19 protein-coding genes and 1 riboswitch are annotated in these 14,867 nt (G+C 65.5%); of the genes, 13 read left to right on the plus strand and 6 right to left on the minus strand.

Going from position 1 to position 14,867, the window contains the following annotated elements:
- Nucleotides 1-251 precede the first annotated feature (251 nt).
- The 5 genes from QGG75_05060 to QGG75_05080 form a co-directional block, all read right to left on the minus strand.
- Nucleotides 252-479, minus strand: a complete 228-nt coding sequence (locus tag QGG75_05060; protein MDP6066611.1) for a hypothetical protein — start codon at nt 477-479, stop codon at nt 252-254.
- Nucleotides 480-516: 37 nt separating this feature from the next.
- The gene (locus QGG75_05065; protein MDP6066612.1) at nt 517-1,806 is read right to left on the minus strand and encodes an integrase arm-type DNA-binding domain-containing protein; all 1,290 of its coding nucleotides are present in this window, start codon (nt 1,804-1,806) and stop codon (nt 517-519) included.
- 290 nt (nt 1,807-2,096) lie between these two features.
- Nucleotides 2,097-2,843 (minus strand): SDR family oxidoreductase, encoded by a 747-nt coding sequence (locus QGG75_05070; GenBank protein ID MDP6066613.1) that lies wholly within the window; start codon nt 2,841-2,843, stop codon nt 2,097-2,099.
- Nucleotides 2,840-3,292, minus strand: a complete 453-nt coding sequence (locus QGG75_05075; GenBank protein MDP6066614.1) for a PaaI family thioesterase — start codon at nt 3,290-3,292, stop codon at nt 2,840-2,842. Before QGG75_05075 ends, QGG75_05070 begins: the two co-directional genes overlap by 4 nt.
- A 1-nt stretch (nt 3,293) precedes the next feature.
- On the minus strand, nt 3,294-3,743 hold the full coding sequence (locus tag QGG75_05080) for a DUF192 domain-containing protein (GenBank protein MDP6066615.1): 450 nt from the start codon (nt 3,741-3,743) through the stop codon (nt 3,294-3,296).
- Nucleotides 3,744-3,805: 62 nt separating this feature from the next.
- Nucleotides 3,806-3,914, plus strand: a riboswitch (TPP riboswitch).
- On the opposite strand from QGG75_05080, the gene QGG75_05085 reads away from it, so the two are divergent.
- The 3 genes from QGG75_05085 to QGG75_05095 all read left to right on the plus strand — a co-directional run bounded on the left by QGG75_05085 (nt 3,907) and on the right by QGG75_05095 (nt 6,415).
- Nucleotides 3,907-4,674, plus strand: coding sequence for an ABC transporter ATP-binding protein (locus tag QGG75_05085; GenBank protein MDP6066616.1), 768 nt, complete (start codon nt 3,907-3,909; stop codon nt 4,672-4,674). (Overlaps the previous riboswitch by 8 nt.)
- A gap of 5 nt (nt 4,675-4,679) precedes the next feature.
- The gene (locus tag QGG75_05090; GenBank protein MDP6066617.1) at nt 4,680-5,447 is read left to right on the plus strand and encodes an ABC transporter permease; all 768 of its coding nucleotides are present in this window, start codon (nt 4,680-4,682) and stop codon (nt 5,445-5,447) included.
- A gap of 5 nt (nt 5,448-5,452) precedes the next feature.
- Nucleotides 5,453-6,415: an ABC transporter substrate-binding protein gene (locus tag QGG75_05095; GenBank protein MDP6066618.1), complete on the plus strand. Its 963-nt coding sequence runs from the start codon at nt 5,453-5,455 to the stop codon at nt 6,413-6,415.
- A gap of 231 nt (nt 6,416-6,646) precedes the next feature.
- On the opposite strand, the gene QGG75_05100 is transcribed toward QGG75_05095, so the two are convergent.
- A complete protein-coding gene (locus QGG75_05100; protein MDP6066619.1) occupies nt 6,647-7,213 on the minus strand; it encodes a cold shock domain-containing protein in 567 nt (188 codons plus the stop codon).
- 268 nt (nt 7,214-7,481) lie between these two features.
- Between QGG75_05100 and QGG75_05105 the strand changes: the two genes are divergently transcribed.
- Genes QGG75_05105 through QGG75_05150 form a run of 10 tightly spaced genes read left to right on the plus strand, consistent with a single transcriptional unit; the run spans nt 7,482 to nt 14,863 of the window.
- Nucleotides 7,482-7,943 carry a Na+/H+ antiporter subunit E gene (locus tag QGG75_05105; GenBank protein MDP6066620.1) on the plus strand — a complete coding sequence of 154 codons (462 nt, stop codon included), beginning with the start codon at nt 7,482-7,484 and terminating at the stop codon, nt 7,941-7,943.
- Nucleotides 7,944-7,949: 6 nt separating this feature from the next.
- Nucleotides 7,950-8,267, plus strand: coding sequence for a cation:proton antiporter (locus QGG75_05110; protein MDP6066621.1), 318 nt, complete (start codon nt 7,950-7,952; stop codon nt 8,265-8,267).
- On the plus strand, nt 8,264-8,605 hold the full coding sequence (gene mnhG, locus QGG75_05115; GenBank protein ID MDP6066622.1) for a monovalent cation/H(+) antiporter subunit G: 342 nt from the start codon (nt 8,264-8,266) through the stop codon (nt 8,603-8,605). The genes QGG75_05110 and mnhG overlap by 4 nt, the downstream gene beginning before the upstream one ends.
- Before the next feature lie 32 nt (nt 8,606-8,637).
- Nucleotides 8,638-9,189, plus strand: a complete 552-nt coding sequence (locus QGG75_05120; GenBank protein ID MDP6066623.1) for a DUF4040 domain-containing protein — start codon at nt 8,638-8,640, stop codon at nt 9,187-9,189.
- Entirely contained in the window at nt 9,186-9,602 is a 417-nt protein-coding gene (locus QGG75_05125) for a Na(+)/H(+) antiporter subunit B (protein MDP6066624.1), read from the plus strand. The genes QGG75_05120 and QGG75_05125 overlap by 4 nt, the downstream gene beginning before the upstream one ends.
- A 1-nt stretch (nt 9,603) precedes the next feature.
- Nucleotides 9,604-9,990 (plus strand): cation:proton antiporter subunit C, encoded by a 387-nt coding sequence (locus QGG75_05130; GenBank protein MDP6066625.1) that lies wholly within the window; start codon nt 9,604-9,606, stop codon nt 9,988-9,990.
- Nucleotides 9,990-11,468, plus strand: coding sequence for a monovalent cation/H+ antiporter subunit D family protein (locus QGG75_05135; protein MDP6066626.1), 1,479 nt, complete (start codon nt 9,990-9,992; stop codon nt 11,466-11,468). Before QGG75_05130 ends, QGG75_05135 begins: the two co-directional genes overlap by 1 nt.
- The gene (locus tag QGG75_05140; protein MDP6066627.1) at nt 11,465-12,940 is read left to right on the plus strand and encodes a proton-conducting transporter membrane subunit; all 1,476 of its coding nucleotides are present in this window, start codon (nt 11,465-11,467) and stop codon (nt 12,938-12,940) included. The genes QGG75_05135 and QGG75_05140 overlap by 4 nt, the downstream gene beginning before the upstream one ends.
- On the plus strand, nt 12,937-13,188 hold the full coding sequence (locus QGG75_05145; GenBank protein ID MDP6066628.1) for a hypothetical protein: 252 nt from the start codon (nt 12,937-12,939) through the stop codon (nt 13,186-13,188). Before QGG75_05140 ends, QGG75_05145 begins: the two co-directional genes overlap by 4 nt.
- Nucleotides 13,178-14,863: a Na(+)/H(+) antiporter subunit D gene (locus QGG75_05150; GenBank protein ID MDP6066629.1), complete on the plus strand. Its 1,686-nt coding sequence runs from the start codon at nt 13,178-13,180 to the stop codon at nt 14,861-14,863. Before QGG75_05145 ends, QGG75_05150 begins: the two co-directional genes overlap by 11 nt.
- Nucleotides 14,864-14,867: the final 4 nt, after the last annotated feature.

Genomic DNA, 14,867 nt, shown 5'->3' on the forward strand with positions numbered 1-14,867 from the left:
CATTCATGACCGGCCAGACCCTTGTGGTGGACGGCGGCGCCTATTTCCATTGAGGTGATGGGGATAGCGCGGTTGCGCCGGGACGTCCCGACGCAACACCCGCCGATGCCTACTTAGGGCGGCGCACCGCCATCATCGAAAGGAGAGAGAAGATCAAAAAACGGACCGTTCAAAAACGCTGCTTGAACCATCAACGACAAGCGGCTTAACATCAAACCAAGATGAGCCAGATCCTCCGGTAAAAAATAGGCTCAACAGTCCCGAATGTTTTGATGACGGACAATGCGCTTGATCTTGCTCCGTTGCTCGGCTTCTGTTGGTGGCAGTCCCTCTTTGCGCTGCCCCTGATAATCAGCGATAGCCTTATTCACCCGTTCGCGGACCTCGGCTTTCAAACCCTCCGACAACCCCTCACCCCTGGCCTCTTCCAAGTAGCCAATGATGACCGGCCATTCATCTTCATAAATCTCGAACGGCACAGGTGACCAAACCGCTCCAGTGATCCCGGCCCTGCCCTTAGACATCGCCCTGCCCTCGCTGTCGAAGCTCGAGGACTATGCCCCCGCTGCCCTCGCCAACAATACCAAGAAGCGTGTCCGCCCATCGGGTGAGCGCCATCGCCCTTTCGTCCAGATACTGGGCGTGGTTGTAGATGCCGGCCACACCAGCCTTGGCCACGCCGGTGATGTGGTTGACGGCCGCCTCGACTATGTGTGGCTGGACCCCGAGCTCATTGAGACGGGTGACGAAAGTCCGGCGCAAGTCGTGCAACACCCAATCCCTATCGCCCATCCTCCTGTCAACCCGCGCCTTGCAGCGTGAGAAGCCGCTGAACGGGGTGACACCCGTTGTCGTGAAAACATATTCGCCGATGTGGTCCCGTGCCTCGACAATCTCGATCACCGGCTGGGACATGGGCACCAGGTGGGGCAGTCCGTTTTTGGTGCGCCCCGGCGGTAAACTCCACATGGCGTTGTCGATGTCGAGTTCGGCCCACCGCATCCCAGCCACCTCGTTGCGGCGCTGACCAGTCAACAGAAGTATCTGGACGATGCCGGCGAACGCTCCGCCTTCATCGCCCAGCGCATCCCACAATGCCCGGATCTCGTCGTCCGTCAGGTGGCGATGCCTCGAGGCGGCCGGCCCCTTCGCCTTGCTCCGCAACCTGATCCCCGGCACACCATCTACAAGCTCTTCATCATCCAGCCAATTTAGGGCCGCCCTCAGCGCCTCGGCAGCCCGATCAGCCGTCGTTAGGCCCGATGCCTTTGCGATGCCACGGTGCATGGCCAGCACGTCCTTGCGGCGCAGTTCCGTAATCCGCTTGCCGCCCAAAAAGGTGATGACATCGCGCTCAAGAAGTTGTTCGCGCTCCCAAACCTCTTTCCCGCTGGCCTGCCGCCGCGGCTTGTTGTGAACCTTGACGTGATCCTCGACGTACCTGCGGACCCCCTCCTCGACCGTCACCGGGTCCGGCAACGACGCACCCCGCTGGCGCTTGGCGTCCGTCTTTTCTTTCTGCGGGTCCTCGCCCTCTTCGACCCGCCGGAGGATCTGTCGCGCTTCCTCGCGGGCCTCAGACAGCTTCAGGCGCGGGAACCTGCCCAGGGTGTGCCGCCGAAGTTTGGGGCGGCCCTTGCGGTCTCGCTCGAGGGGGCTGCGGTAGTAAGCAACCCACGACTTGGCCCCGGCCCTGGTCACCCTCAGGGACAGTCCGGGCAGGATCGCGTCGAAGTAATCGACCCTGTCCGCGGCCGGCGGTTTGATGCCCTCGATGCACTTGGTGGTGAGCTTCTCTGTCGGCATAGCAGATGCGCTCCAGCGCACCTGCTGTCACCGGCCCATTCCGATCTGGGGCAACACTGGGGCAACACAAATACGCGTGCTAGGGTGTTTGCGCATGTTAGCGTAAATGCAGCTAACCCACAAGCACGTACCGTTTTTTCGGGATGAAGATGTTAGCCGGCGTTTGCGGAGATTTGCGTTGGGCCCTGCTCCCAAAGCAGGTGCGCTACCAAGCTGCGCCACTCCCCGAGCGGCTGCAAAGCCTTTGCCAGCCAGGGCGTTCTAGCAGATCGGCGAAACCCCGGCAAACCTTACCCCCTGCCGAACAACGGGTTCGTCCCGCCAAAGGCATCGATGGCCGTGCCGGTTACGGCGCTCGAGGCGTCCGAGGCCAGGAATACTGCCAATTCGGCGATTTCGGCCGGCTCCATGAGGCGGGGGTTTTGCTCGCGGCCCTGGCTTTGGAAGGCCTCGCGGTAGCCCTCGGTGTCGACGCCGCCGGGGCAGATGCAGGTGACGTCGATGCCATGGCGCTTGACCTCGGCGGCGACGCTTTCGCTGAGGTTGATGAGCGCCGCCTTGGTCACCCGGTAGGCGCTGCGTCCCCTGCCGCCCTGGCGGCCGCCGATGCTGGAGAGGTTGATGATCTTGCCGCTCTGGCGCTCGATCATGCCGGGCAGCACGGCCTTGGTCAGCAGCGCCGCGGCGGTCAGATTGACGTCGATGACCTGGCGCCAGAGAACGGGGTCGAAGTCCACCAGATCGATGCGCGGATGGATGATGGCGGCATTGTTGACCAGGATGTCGATGGCGCCGAAGCGCGCCGCCGTGGCCTCGGCGATGGGTGCGATTTCGGCCTCGTTGCCGAGATCGGCGGCGATGGCCAGGGCCGCACCGCCGGCGCTTTCGATCTCGGCCACCAGGTCGTCGAGCGCCCCCGCACTGCGGGCCGTCACAGCCACCTTCGCGCCCTCCCTGGCAAAGGCCAGCGCCACGGCGCGACCGATGCCGCGGCTCGCACCCGTGACCAGGGCGGATCTCTCGGCCAGTCGTGTCATTCCGCTTCGCTCCCCTGCTTGGCTTTGCGCTCGATGGGCTTGAAGTTCCCCGTGATCGTCATGATGACCTTGCCGGCCACGCGAACCTCGCCGGCCACGAAAACCATGGTGCGGCCCACCCGTGTCGGCCAGGCCCGGCCTTCGACCCAATCGCCGGGCCGGGCCGGGGCGATAAAATCGTTGACCAGACGCACCGTTACCAGCGGTTTCCGAGCGGCCTGCCAGGCGGCCTGGCCCAGCAGCACGTCAGCGAAGGTCGACAGCATGCCGCCGTGCACCACGCCGCCGGCATTGGTGTGCCTTTCCTCGGCCCGGAAGGCGCGGTGGACCTCGGCGGCGTCGGCGGCGTCGCTGTCGCGGCGCTCGAAGATCGGCCCGATGGTGGCGCAAAAGCGCGAATGATCGATCGGCGTGAAACCCGGCGGCGGGCTGAATTCGCTCTCCCTCATGTCAGGGGGCGCCAAACAGCGCGTGCCGCACGCGGTCGCCGACGGCAATGCCGAGCCGGGCGGCCGTGCCGCCATTGACTTCGAGCACGGCCCGGGCCGGCATGGGCGCCTCGATGGTGGCCAGCGAATGGGGCACGGTGCGCTGGACGATGTGGCTGATGGCGCCATCGGCGGAGATGAAGATCATGTCCAGCGGGATGAAGGTGTTCTTCATCCACATACTGATGCGCAGCGGCGCGCCGTAGTCGAACAGCATGCCGGCGTCGGGGGCCAGCGAGCGCCGGTACATCAGGCCGCGGGCCCGGTCCTGGGGGCTGGCGGCAAGCTCGATGGTGAAGGCGTGGCGGCCCTCGGAGGTGACGATGACCAGCTCCGAGGTCGGCGGCCCGGCGGCGCCGGCCGGCGCCACGGCAATGAGCAGCAATACGAAGGCCAAGGCTGTTCGAATCATGGTCCCAGGGTATAACCCAATTGCCCGCCCTTGTATTCCCGCCGGCCGGGTCTATGATTTCCAGCGACACTGGGGGGAGCTGGACCAACCAGCTGAGAGGCTTTCCGAGCGGAACGACCCCTTGCACCTGATCCGGATCATGCCGGCGTAGGGATAGTGGTTCATGCCCAGCTCACCCCCTCCCAGTCCAACGGCCAGCAGCGCCAGGCCCGGCGTACGCCTTGACGGCGTTACGCTGACGCTGGGCGGCCAGGTGCTGTTCGAGGAACTCGAACTCGAACTCGCGGGCGGCCTGACGACCTGCCTGCTGGGCCCTTCGGGGGTGGGCAAATCGAGCCTCTTGCGCCTCCTGGCCGGGCTCGGCCCGGCGCCCACGGGTTGCGTGCAATGCGACGATGGCGGCCCGCTGGCCGGCCGCAGCGCCTACATGGATCAGCGCGATCTGTTGCTGCCCTGGCTTTCGGGGCGCGACAACGTGACCCTCGGCGCCCGCCTCAGGGGCGACAAGCCCGACCGGGCACGGGCCGATGAGTTGCTGGCCCGGGTCGGCCTCGAGGATCGCCAAAAGGACCGGCCGGCGATGCTGTCGGGTGGCGAGCGCCAGCGCCTGGCCTTGGCCCGGACGCTGATGGAGGACCGGCCCATCGTGCTGATGGACGAGCCCTTTTCCTCGCTCGACGCCCTCACCCGCTTGAAACTTCAGGACCTGGCGGCCGAATTGCTGGCCGGGCGCACCGTGCTGCTGGTCACTCACGACCCCATGGAGGCCCTCAGGCTGGGTCATCGCATCTTCGTCATGAAGGGCAGCCCGGCCCGGCTGGGAACGCCGCTGGAAGCGGCCGGCCCGCCGCCCCGCGACGCCGCCCGGGTCAGCCGCGGCGAAGCCTACCGGGACCTTTTGCATAGGCTCGGCGTGGGGGGATCGGCGTGAGCGGCGTGGCCTTCTTGCGCGGCTTGGTGACTTTCGCCGGACTGGCGGCGCTATGGCAGCTGGTGGTCTGGCTCGGCGACTTGCCGCCCTACCTGCTGCCGGGGCCGGTCCAGGTGGCCGAGACCTGGCTGGCCCGGGCCGGTTACTTGCTGCCGCACGCCCTGACGACGGCCTTCGAGATCCTGGCCGGGCTGGCGCTGGGCACCGTGTTGGGGGCGTTGAGCGCGCTGCTGATCGGCCAGTTCCGGCCGGCCCGGCGCTGGTTGCTGCCGCTGCTGGTGGTCTCGCAGGCCATCCCGGTGTTCGCCCTGGCGCCGCTTTTGGTGCTCTGGTTCGGCTACGGCCTGGCCTCGAAAATCGTCATGGCGACGCTGATCATCTATTTCCCGGTGGCCGCCAACTTCCTCGATGGGCTCAGGCGCACCGAGCCGGGTTGGCTCGACCTCGCCCGCACCATGACCGCGGAGCGGCCGGGCGCGGGTCTTGCCATTCTGCGCCATGTGCGCATCCCGGCGGCGCTGCCGGCGCTGGCTTCGGGCCTGCGCGTGGCCACCGCCGTCGCCCCCATCGGCGCCGTGGTCGGCGAATGGGTGGGTTCGAGCCGCGGCCTGGGCTATGTCATGCTGCACGCCAACGGACGCATGCAGATCGATCTCATGTTCGCGGCCTTGCTGACGCTTTGTCTCTTTGCCGTGGCGCTCTACCTCAGCGTCGATGCCATGTTGCGCCGTGCGCTCCCTTGGCAGGCCGAGGCTGATACCCTGGAAGGATGATTGCCATGACCGCGATACTGCATCGCAGCTTTGTTGCCTTGTTGCTCGTTACCATCAGCACACTGGGCTGCCTGGCCCCGCCAGCCCAGGCCGGCGACAAACTCACCGTCATACTCGACTGGTTCATAAACCCCGACCACGGCACCCTGCTGGTGACCCAGGAGAAGGGCTATTTCGCCGCCGCCGGGATCGAGGTCGAGCTGATCGCGCCGGCCGATCCCAACGACCCGCCCAAGCTGGTGGCCGCCGGCCAGGCCGACCTGGCGGTTTCGTACCAGCCGCAATTGATGTTGCAGGTGGCCCAGGGCCTGCCGCTCAGACGCGTCGGCACGCTGGTGGCGACGCCGCTGAACTCCTTGGTGGTGCTGGCCGACGGCCCCATCAAATCGATCGCCGACCTGAAGGGCGCCAAGATCGGCTTCTCGGTCGGCGGCTTCGAGGACGTGCTGCTCAAGGCCATGCTGGAGCGCCACGGTCTGGGGCTGGCGGACGTCGAGCTGATCAACGTCAACTTTTCGCTGTCGCCGGCCCTGATCGCCGACCAGGTCGACGCCGTGATCGGCGCCTTCCGCAACTTCGAGCTCAACCAGATGGACATCGTCAAGCGGCCCGGCCGCGCCTTCTTCATCGAGGAGGAAGGGGTGCCGGCCTATGACGAACTGATCCTGGTGGCCCAGGCCGGGCGCCTTGGCGATCCTCGCCTGAGAAGCTTTCTCGATGCCCTGGAACGCGGCACCCAGTTCCTCGTCAATCACCCCGAGGAGAGCTGGGCGCTGTTCGTCAAGGGCCGGCCCGAACTCGACGACGAACTCAACCGCCGCGCCTGGCGCGACACCTTGAGCCGCTTCGCGCTGCGTCCGGCGGCGCTGGACCGCAACCGCTACGCCCGCTTCGCCGCCTTTCTCGAGCACCACGGCATGATCGCCAAGGCCCTGCCGGTGGAGGCCTACGCCGTCGAAGTGCGTTGAGGGCTTTTGTAGACCCTCACCGGGCGGACGAGTCTTGATTAGACCCTCACCGGGCGGGCGCATCCGCGCCCTTGGCCTCCGCCCCCCCCACGGGGGACGGCTTAGCGCCGTCAACAGTGTGTTTTTTTGCTGCTTGGTCTTGGTGCAACGGGAGCGACCGCGACCCGCCGCTAATGCGGCGCGCCCGCGCAGGCTGCGGAGCGGAGCGGAGCCGCCGTGAGCGACAAAAAGCTAAAGTGAACTGGTATCGATTTCGGCCACTTGCGGGCCTTTCGGCCCCTGACCGGTTCTCACCATCAGCGTCTGGCCCGGCCGCAGATCGTCGAGGCCAACGCGGCGCAGCATCTTGATGTGCAGGAAAATGTCCTGCGTGCCCTCGCCCTGGGTGACGAAGCCGTACCCCTTGTCCGCATTGAACCACTTGACGGCGACCTCGAAGAAGTCGCCCTCGGGTTCCATCGACGGATAACGGCCACCGTCAGGGGAACCGGTGTCCGAGCGCTGTATCTCGGCCGGGGCCTCGGCGGTACTTGTATCAACCTCGATAACCCGCACCGCCTGCCACCCCTTGGGGCCGCGAACCGCCTCGCAGACCACTGTTGCGCCCTGCTCGATACCTTCGTAACCGGCCTGTCTCAACGCGGACAGATGAATGAACACGTCTCCCTGCCCATCACCCGGAGTGATAAAACCAAAGCCCTTTACCGCATCGAACCACTTGATCCTGCCAGCGAACTGAACGGGGTCTTGCCGATCATCCTCGGTGACTTGATCCCCTTCCCCCATCTTCCATTCCAACCACCGTTACTGGTCGCCGGACTCTAGCACGACAGCGCAAGATTAACAATTGACTGGAAAAAGCGCCGACGCGTCATTTTCGCCGCTGATTTGGGCCAATCCGCCTTTCTCACTCGGGGATAGTCCTCCACAGAAGCGCCAAAACAGCGAGAAATACGGGCTGGTCACGTACCCGGGGCCATACTATTGTCGGTGCAACGCATTTGGGGGCATTTTTCTGTCCCCGGGCTAAACGGGAGAACGGCCGAGAGGGCGGGTTTTGGTTCATGTGATCAGTCTCTCGGCCGCGCTATTCGCCACGTGGCTTTTGCTTTCCGGCCACTACTCTCCCCTGATAATTGGTTTCGGCGCCGCCTCTTCTATCGTCGTGGTGGCCATCTGCCAGCGCATGGACGTGGTCGACCACGAAGGACATCCCATCCAACTCGGTCCGGGAGCGGTGTGGTACTGGATCTGGCTGGCCTACCAGATCGCCAAGTGCAACCTCGAGGTGGCCTGGCTGATCGTCTCGCCGAGCCGCACCGCCGATCCCCGCATGGTGCGCGTGCACGCCAGCCAGCGTTCGCCGGTGGCCCAGGTGATGTACGCCAACTCGATCACCCTGACACCGGGTACCGTGACCGTGGAGTTGCAGCAAAGCGAGCTGCTGGTCCACGCCCTGACGCCCGAGGCCGCCGAGGACCTGGAGAGCGGCGCCATGGACCGGCGGGCGACGGCGGTGGAGATCTGAGCCGCCATGCTATCGGCAGCCACCATCGCCGTTCTCCTGGCCATGGCGCTGGCGCTCTTTCGCGCCCTGGCCGGGCCCACCGTGTTCGACCGTATCCTGGCCGTCAATTCGATCGCCACCTTCACCATGCTGCTGATCGCGCTGGTCGGCTTCTTGACAGGGCGGCCGGAATTCCTCGACATCGCCCTGGTCTATGCCTTGATCAACTTCATCGGCACCATCGCCGTGCAGAAATATTTCGAACACGGCGCCCTGCACCATCCGGGGCTGGAGCACGAGGACGACAGGCCCCAGACCAGTGACCCGCCCGGAGGGCCGCCATGAGCGCCTTCTGGATCGAGTTCCTGAGCGATGCCATGCTGGCTTTGGGCGGCCTGCTGGCGGTGATCAGCGGCCTGGGCATCGTGCGGCTGCCCGACTTCTACAGCCGCCTGCACGCCGCCGGTATCGGCGACACCCTGGCGCTTTGGTTGATTCTCACCGGCCTGATGCTCAAAAGCGGCCTGACCCTGGTCACGGTAAAGCTTCTGTTCATCGTCTTCTTCCTGGTTTTCACCAGTCCCACCTCGACCCACGCCCTGGTCAAGGCGGCTTACCGCAAGGGCGTCATGCCCTGGATGCGTCAGCCGGCCGGCGACGACGGAGGCGAGCCGCCATCGTAGCCCTGGTCGACATCGTCCTGCTGGTCTTTCTGGTGATCATCGCCGGGGCCATCATCTGGCAGCGTAACCTGATTGCCGCCGCCATGCTGGCCGGCATCTACAGCCTGTTGGTGGCCTCGGTTTTCGTCATTCTCGACGCCGTCGACGTGGCTTTCACCGAGGCCGCGGTGGGTGCCGGCATCACTACGGTGCTGATGTTGGGCACCCTGGCCCTGACCGACAGCCGCGAGCGGATCCCGGTGCGCCGGCCGCTGCTGCCGCTACTGGTGGCGCTGGCGGTGGGCGGCCTCTTGATCTGGGGCACCCTCGAGATGCCGCGGCTGGGCGACCCAGGCGCCCCCATCCACCAGCACGTGGCCGACCGCTACATTGCCCTGGCGCCGGTCGAGACGGGCCTGCCCAATATGGTGACCTCGGTGCTGGCCAGCTATCGCGGCTACGACACGCTGGGCGAATTGACGGTCATCTTCACCGCTGGCATCGGCGTCATGCTGTTGCTGGGCAGGCGACGGCCGCACGGCGGCAAGTCAGACGGCGGCAAGTCAGACGAGGGAGCCGGGAGCGGCGGAGGGACCTCGGCATGAGGCATCACCTGGTGCTTAGGGCAATCGCCAAGATGCTCATCCCCTTCATCCTGCTGTTTGCCCTCTACGTGCAGTTCCACGGCGATTTCGGGCCCGGCGGCGGTTTCCAGGCCGGCGTCATCTTCGGCTCGGGGTTCATCCTCTATGCCCTCATCTTCGGTCTCGAAGCGGTCCAGCGGGTGGCTCCCCCTGGCGTCGTTTCGACCTTCGTAGCCCTTGGCCTCCTGCTTTTTGCCGGGGTCGGCGTGGCGACGATGTTTTTTGGCGGTGCCTACCTCGACTACGGCACGCTGGGGGCGGATTTCGTGGCCGGCCAGCACCTCGGCATCCTGCTCGTCGAGCTTGGCGTCGGCATCACCGTGGCAGCCGTCATGATGGCCATCTTTTTCGCCTTCGTGGCCCGGGACCAGTAGCGTGGAGTGGCTCGGGCACGTCAATTACTGGGTCTTCGTAGTCTTGCTAATGGCCGGACTCTATACTGTCATGGCGCGGGGCAACCTGATCAAGAAGATCATCGGCCTCAATATCTTCCAGGCCTCGGTGTTCCTGCTCTACATCACCATGGGCAAGATCTACGGTGGCACCGCACCGATCGCCGTCGCCGACGTGAACGGGGGCGCCGCAGGGGACGCCACTGGGGGCGTGGTCTATTCCAACCCGCTGCCGCACGTGCTGATCCTCACCGCCATCGTCGTCGGCGTCGCCACCTCGGCGCTGGGATTGGCGCTGGTGGTGCGCATCCGCGAAGCCTACGGCAGCATCGAGGAAGACGAAATCGAGCGCCAGGAGCAGGCCCCGTGATCGCCGCCCACCTGCCGGCACTGCAGGTCGTGGGCCCGTTGCTGGCGGCGCCACTTTGCCTGCTGGCGCGGCGCGGCGGCCTGGCCTGGGCGCTCTGCCTGGCGACCTGTTGGGCGGCCCTGGCGATGTCCCTGGCGCTGGCACTGCAAGTCAACGCCTCGGGGCCGATCTCTTACGCCCTGGGCGATTGGGCGGCACCTTGGGGCATCGAATACCGCCTCGACATCGTCAACGCTTTCGTGCTGGTGATCGTCTCGGCCATCGCCGCCCTGGTGGCGCTGTTTGCCCGCCACTCCGTGGCCCGCGAGATCGAGCCCGACCGCCAGCACCTCTTTTATGCCGCCTTCGTGCTGGTGCTGACCGGCCTTTTGGGCATGACCATCACCGGCGACGCTTTCAACGTCTTCGTTTTTCTCGAGATCTCGTCGCTGGCCAGCTACACCTTGATCAGCCTGGGCCGCGACCGCCGCGCCCTGGTGGCGGCCTACCGTTACCTGGTGATGGGCACCATCGGCGCCACTTTTTTCCTCATCGGCGTCGGCCTGATCTACATGGTCACCGGCACCCTCAACATCGCCGACATGGCGGAGCGCATCCGGCCTTTGCACGACACCCGCCCGGTGCTTGCCGCCTTCGCCTTCATCACGGTGGGTTTGGGCCTGAAACTAGCGCTCTTTCCGCTACACCTCTGGCTGCCCAACGCCTACGCCTATGCCCCTTCGGTGGTCACGGCGCTGCTCGCCGGCACGGCCACCAAGGTGGCGGTTTATCTGTTGCTGCGCTTCGTCTTCACGCTGTTTGGCCCGACCTTCGCCTTCGCCGGCCAGCCGCTGGCCATGCTGCTGATGGCCCTGGCCCTGGTGGCTATCCTGGCCACCTCGACCAGCGCCATCTTCCAGCAAGACGCCAAGCGTCTGCTGGCCTATTCCTCGGTGGCCCAGATCGGCTACATCGTGCTCGGCATCTCGCTGCTCACGCTGGCCGGCATGACGGCCGGCATGGTGCATCTTTTCAACCACGCCCTGACCAAGACGGCGCTCTTTTTGGCCTTGGGCGCCGTCTTCTATCGTCTGGGTTCGGCCCGCATCGACGACCTGGCCGGCATCGGCCGGCAGATGCCACTGACCATGTTCGCCTTCGTCATCGCCGGGTTCAGCCTCATCGGCGTACCCATGACGGTGGGCTTCGTGAGCAAGTGGACGCTGATCAGCGCCCTCTTCGACCGGGGCTTGTGGCCGCTGGCGGTGCTGGTGCTGCTGGGTTCGCTGCTGGCCGTAATCTACATCTGGCGGGTGGTTGAGGCGGCCTACTTCCGGCCCCGCCCCGAAGGTGCCGAGGCCGTGGCCGAGGCGCCGCTGGCCATGCTGCTACCGCTCTGGCTGCTGGTCGCGGCCAGCGTCTACTTCGGCCTCGACACCTCGCTCACCCTGGACACCGCCGAGCGCGCCGCCGGGCTGCTGCTGGGGGCGCTGGGATGAGCGGCGCCTTGGCCACCGGCCTGGCAGTGCTGGTGCCGCTGATCGGCGCGCTGTTTATCGCTGCCGCGCGGCGCCATCCCAACCATCGCGAGGCGGCGACGCTGGTGACGGCGGCGGCGCTGTTTATCCTGGTGGTGTCGCTGCTGCGGCCGGTGATGGCCGGGGCCCGGCCCGGCCTCGAGCTGATCGAGATCTTCCCCGGCCTGGCCCTGGCCTTCAAGGTCGAGCCGTTGGGGCTGTTGTTCGCCCTGGTTGCCAGCTTTCTCTGGATCGTCACCTCGATCTATTCCATCGGCTACATGCGGGGCCACGGCGAACAGAACCAGACGCGCTTCTACATCTCGTTTGCCATTGCGCTGAGCGCCGCCATCGGCGTCGCCTTTGCCGCCAACATGCTGACGCTTTTCCTCTGCTACGAGATGCTGACGCTGTCGACCTACCCGCTGGTCACCCACTCGGGCGACGACAAGGCGCGGCGCTCGGGGCGCGTCTATCTGGGCATCCTGCTGGGCACCTCGATCGGCTTCCAGTTGCTGGCCATCCTGTGGACCTGGTCGCTGGCCGGTACGCTGGACTTCACAGTGGGCGGCATCCTGGCCGGCAAGGCCTCGCCAGGGCTGATCTCGGTGTTGCTGGTGCTCTATATCCTCGGTATCGGCAAGGCGGCACTGATGCCCTTCCACCGCTGGCTGCCGGCGGCCATGGTGGCGCCGACGCCGGTCAGTGCGCTGCTTCATGCCGTGGCCGTGGTCAAGGCCGGCGTCTTCACCGTGCTCAAGGTCTCGATCTACATCTTCGGCCTCGATCTGCTGAGCCAGGTCGAGGCCAGCCGCTGGCTCATGTACCTGGCGGCCGGCACCATCCTGATCGCCTCGGTGACCGCCATGCGCCAGGACAATCTCAAGCTCCGGCTGGCCTATTCCACCATCGCCCAGCTCTCCTACATCGTGCTCGGCGCCATGCTGGCCAATGGCCTGGGCGCCATCGGCGGCGGCATGCACATCGCCATGCACGCCTTCGGCAAGATCACGCTGTTTTTCTGTGCCGGCGCCATCATGGTGGCCGCCCACAAGACCGAGGTCAGCGAAATGAAAGGCCTGGGCCGGGTCATGCCGGTGACCATGGCGGCCTTCCTGATCGGCAGCCTGAGCATCATCGGGGCGCCGCCCATGGCCGGGCTGTGGAGCAAGTGGTACCTGGTGCTGGGAACCTTGGAGGCCGATAGCATGGCCATGCTGGGCGTGCTGCTGACCAGTTCGCTGCTGAGTGTCGGCTACCTCATGCCCTTTGCCATGCGGGCCTTTTTCGTCTCACCGAGCGAGGGCCCGGGAGGCAGCCCGGGGACGGGCGGCCTGAAGGAAGCCCCGCTACCCTGCCTGATCGCCATTTCGCTCAGCGCCCTGGGCTGCATCGTGCTCTTTCTTTTTCCCGAGCCGCTGCATCACTTGATGACCCTGGTGGTGACACCATGAACGATACGGCAAGGAAACATTGGCTGGTGCGGCCGCGGACCATCCGCTGGCTGTGGATCGTCGGGCTCATTGTCCTGGCCTTGCTGGTCGTCGCCGACCTGCGGGTTCACGGCCACCCCGCCTTCGGCATCGACGGCAGCTTCGGCTTCAATGCCTGGTACGGCCTCGCCACCTGCGCCGCCATGGTGATCGGGGCCAAGATCATCGGGGTCTTTCTGAAGCGCAAGGACACCTACTATGGCGATTGACGCCATTCCCCCGGCGCTGATCCTCGGACTGGGCGCCTTCCTGCTGCCGCTGAGCGGCCGCCACCTGCGACCGTTGCTCGTTCTGGGGCTGCCGCTGGTGGTGCTGTTGCAGGTATGGCAATTGGCGGACGGCTCGGGCACCGTCCTGCATCTTCTCGACTATCAGCTCGTGTTCATGCGGGTCGATGCGCTGAGCCGGCTGTTCGCCATCATCTTTGCCCTGATGGCCTTCGCCGGCGGTCTCTACGCCCTCAAACAGGAACGGGTTTTCGAGTTGGTCGCGGCCTACGTCAGTGCCGGCAGCGCCATCGGCATTACCATGGCCGGCGACCTGATCACGCTGTTCATCTTCTGGGAGACCCTGGCACTTTCGGCGACCGTGGTGGTGCTGTCGGCCGGCGGCCAGCGCGTGCGCCGGGCCTCGATGCGATATCTGCTGGTCCACCTGTTCGGCGGCTCGCTGCTGATGGTGGGCATCTTCCTGCAGATCTCGGCGGCGGGAACCACGGCCTTCGAAGCGATGCAGCCCGACAGCTTGGGATGCGGACTGATTCTGGCCGCGGTTCTGGTCAACGCCGCGGCCCCGCCACTGTCGGCCTGGCTCCCGGACGCCTATCCCGAGGCCTCCTATTCAGGCACCGTGTTCCTTTCCGCCTTCACCACCAAGACGGCCGTTTACGTGCTGCTGCGCGGCTTTCCCGGGGCGGAGATCCTGATCTTCTTCGGTTGCTTCATGATGTTCTACGGCATCATCTATGCGTTGCTGGAAAACGACATGCGGCGAATTCTCGCCTACAGCATCGTCAACCAGGTGGGCTTCATGGTCACCGGCATCGGCATCGGCAGCGAAATGGCGCTCAACGGCGCTGCCGCCCATGCTTTCACCCACATCATCTACAAGGCGCTGCTGCTGATGTCGGCGGGATCGGTTCTCTACATGACCGGCAAGCGCAAATGCACCGATCTCGGCGGCCTCTTTCAAAGCATGCCGCTGACCACGCTGTGTGCCATCGTCGGCGCGCTGTCGATCTCGTCGTTCCCGCTAACCTCGGGCTTCATCAGCAAGTCGATGATCTCCCAGGCCGCCGCCGACCAGCACCTGGCCATTGCCTGGTTCCTCCTGACCGCGGCCTCGGCCGGGGTCTTCCTTCATGCCGGCATCAAATTTCCCTGGTTCGTCTTTTTCCAAAAGGATTCGGGGATGCGACCCTCGGACCCACCCTGGAACATGCGGCTGGCCATGATCCTGTTCGCCACCTTTTGCATCGGGCTGGGGATCTGGCCGGAGTACCTTTATGCCCTGCTGCCCTTCAGCGTCGACTACGCCCCCTATACGGTGCCCCATGTGGTCAACATGCTGCAGCTCCTGATGTTCTCGGGCCTGGCTTTCTTCCTCTTGCTGCCGCTGATGAAACGGACGCTGACCATTACGCTGGACGTCGACTGGTTCTACCGCTGGCTGGCCCCCGAGCTGTTGGGCGTTCTGATGCGCTGGGGCGGACGCATCGACCAGAGCGTTCGCGGCTTTGCGCTGTGGCTGCTGGGCCGCCTTGTGAGCCAGGCCGCCAGCCTGCACGGCCCCCAGGGCCATTTCGCACGCGCCGCCAGCAGCAGCCGCGCCGCCGCCGTGGTGGTGATGGCGCTGGGGGTGATGCTTGTGATCTACTATTTCTGAAGCC

Source organism: Alphaproteobacteria bacterium (assembly GCA_030740435.1).
Taxonomy (GTDB): domain Bacteria; phylum Pseudomonadota; class Alphaproteobacteria; order UBA2966; family UBA2966.